We start from the raw sequence: 3,021 nt of genomic DNA on the forward strand, positions 1-3,021 counted from the left end.
TATTCTCCACCTTTTTTATCTTTAATCCATCATAGCTAGCGATGCAACAAAGCCCACTGGGATCCAGGAATTTTATTAAGTTGGTAAGCATAAAAGTAGCCGTTTTATGTTAAAACACAACGTTCTTGATGAGATTACGGCAAGGCTGGATTCCAGACTGGAATGACATCATCCTTTTTTGGGATTCCAGTGCAGCTACTTGCATCTGCCACCTGCAAACTGCAATGTTCGTACAGATGTAGGTGCTAAGTTTTACAAACACCGTTGTGCTGAACCTTGAATATCCACTTCTTTCAATTCAGTGGTAGGAGCGATGGGTTTTGATATTGCGTATGTAACGCAACTAGCTAGCAATGCAGCAGATGTTACAAAAACTACAATTATTGGTAGAACAGACAAGTCGAAAGCAATACTGAGAGTAGCACCTACTGTTAACATAGTTACAAGATTCACAGAAGCAACTTTTAAGAAACTCATTTGTCTTTTTCCTGCTTTTTCTAGCGACACTTCATTTGTTTTAGTTTTAGTTTTGCCCAGTTCACACTCAAGTGGTGTGTTTTCATTCTCCAGACTTTTTATTTTTTGTGTTAGTGATTCATTCTCTTTATTGAATTGTTTCAACTTAGTCTCATGTCCAACTATGCAACTTTTTGATTCTGCTAGTTCCTTTTGCGCTTTTTCTAACAACACTTTTGTTTTAGAATGCTTATTTTCGTTTTCTTCTAATTCGCTATTAAGTGTTGTATTTTTACTTTCTAGATCTTGTATTTTTTGTTTTAGCAATTCATTCTTTTTCTGCTCATCCTTTAGCTGAGTACGTAATTCTTTTAACTTAGCTTTACGTTTTTCAACCTTTTCTGCTTTTTCTGGAGTTTCCGTTGCGTTGTGTGTTTTGGAATGAGAAAAGGTACTAGGTACAACCTCAGATGGCTGATCACACATACTGTTTAGTCTATCTATTAGGTCTTCATCCTTTATCAATGAGCGATCTGCTCCATATTTTATCAAAAGTTTTGCTAATTCTTTATTGTCATTTGTAACAGCAAAGTATAAAGGGATATGTCCATCTTTATCTTGTGCATTAATATTTGCTCCATTATCTATTAGATACTTTACAATCTCTACATAACCATGCACAGCAGCATAGTGTAAAGGGGTCACGCCATCTTTATCTTGTGCATCAACATCTGCTCCATTATCTATTAGATATTCTGCAATCTCTACATAACCATGTATAGCAGCATAATGTAAAGGGGTATGTCCATCTTTATCTTGTGCATTAACATTTGCTTCATTTACTACTAGATATTCTGCAATCTCTACACAACCATATGCAGCAGCATAATGTAAAGGGGTATGTCTACCTTTATCTTGTGCATCAACATTTGCTCCATCATCTATTAGATACTTTGCAGTCTTTACATCACCATTTGCAGCAGCATGGTGTAAAGGAGTCATTCCATTTTCATCTCGTGTATTGTGTTTTTCTAACTCTTTACCGATGTCTTCTGTGGAAGTATTTATTCCACTGTCGCTACTATTACTTTCATCAATAGTCGAATCTAAAAAGGTCTGTTCACCATTATATGTAGCACCGTATTGTTCCGAATGTTGATTATGACCGGGTTGTTCTATGCGCTTCCGATTATTGGCAAATCGTTGTTCTGCCTCTTGCAACTTTTGCTCCACAGCATCTCTTTCTCTTATAGCCAGTTCTCTTTCTAATGTATCATCTACTTTATTTATATTGTTTTCATTAATGATTGAGTTTGAAGAAGTCTGTTCATCCTCATCTTGTACATAGATTTTTCTGTTGTTTGGTGTAGTTCCGTTGTTCTCTTCCTGATCTCTTGCATTACATGCTTGCACTGCAGCAGTTGCGTTATTTCCGTTCACAGCTAAATTTCCTGGAGTTTTATTATTAGGCTGCGGTAAAGTGCCTTGTCTATTTTGTCTTCTCGTAGCTCCTGCCTCAGCATAACGTTGTTCTCCTTCCTCTAACATTTCTATTATAGCCTTTTTACCTTTTACATCACCGACAATATCCCTTGGAATTCGGCCTTGACTATCTTTTAGTAAAGGATTTGCGTCATTATTCAATAAAAGCTGAACTATCTCTTGATGACCATGCAAAGCAGCAATGTGCAAAGCAGTTAGCTTAGACTTAGCTTCATCAAGTTCATATATTGGTTCATTAACTTTTGCTTCCTTTGCTAGTAGGAGTTTTACTATTGGTACACTGTTACATTCCACAGCAAGATGTAACAACATACAATTTACAGTTTTGCCTGAATTTAATATACTGAAGATCTTATCTTTTAACCGCCCACTTTTTTTTAAATCACTATACATATTATGTGTTGTATGCTCTTGTGAGTTTATCTTTTCTAACTCATTTCCTATTCTTTCAAGTAAATTATTCTCATTTAAACCTTCACTCTTGCTTACCTCATTTATTATTTCAAAAAACTTTTCCTTTTTTATTGCCATAACCTTTCCTCTCAATTTATTTATTATTGCTAAACAGTCTCACAAAAAAGTTAAGTTTGTCGAAATTCCATGTTTGATCTAAAAATTAGTCATAAACATTTTCTATGCAAGTAGCTGACACTGGTTCATTCTATAATGGTGTCACAGCAGTCCTACATCATGCCACCGCGAACCGTCATATCGCGATTCATTCGCGGTATCTCATCCGCTAACAAGTAGCAGAATGACAGCAGTCCTACGTCATACCGCCGCGGCGCTAACAAGAGATCCCGCTAACAAGCAGCGGGATGACGAGGCTTACCTTATCGGATTGTTTCAACACGTCATACCGCGATTCATTCGCGGTATCTCATCCGCTAACAAGAGATCCCGCTAACACGTAGCGGGATGACGAGCTTATCTTCATGCCGCCACGAACCGTCATACCGCCGCGGCGCTAACAAGAGATCCCGCTAACAAGCAGCGGGATGACGAATTACTTAACCATCATTACACCGTCATACCGCGATTCATTCGCGGTATCTCTTAACA

The 3,021-nt window shown here is 37.4% G+C and carries 1 protein-coding gene; it reads right to left on the reverse strand.

The features are described 5' to 3' along the window. Positions 1 to 252: 252 nt before the first annotated feature. Entirely contained in the window at positions 253 to 2,490 is a 2,238-nt protein-coding gene (locus ACIPNH_RS02850) for an ankyrin repeat domain-containing protein (RefSeq protein WP_400771621.1), read from the reverse strand. Positions 2,491 to 3,021 lie beyond the last annotated feature (531 nt).

Source organism: Wolbachia endosymbiont of Drosophila barbarae (genome assembly GCF_044752445.1).
GTDB classification, from domain to species: Bacteria; Pseudomonadota; Alphaproteobacteria; order Rickettsiales; family Anaplasmataceae; genus Wolbachia; species Wolbachia pipientis.

Bases quoted from the DNA above. Each gene is read 5' to 3' on its own strand.
- ACIPNH_RS02850 (WP_400771621.1), bottom strand. From the start codon at position 2,490: ATGGCAATAAAAAAGGAAAAGTTTTTTGAAATAATAAATGAGGTAAGC.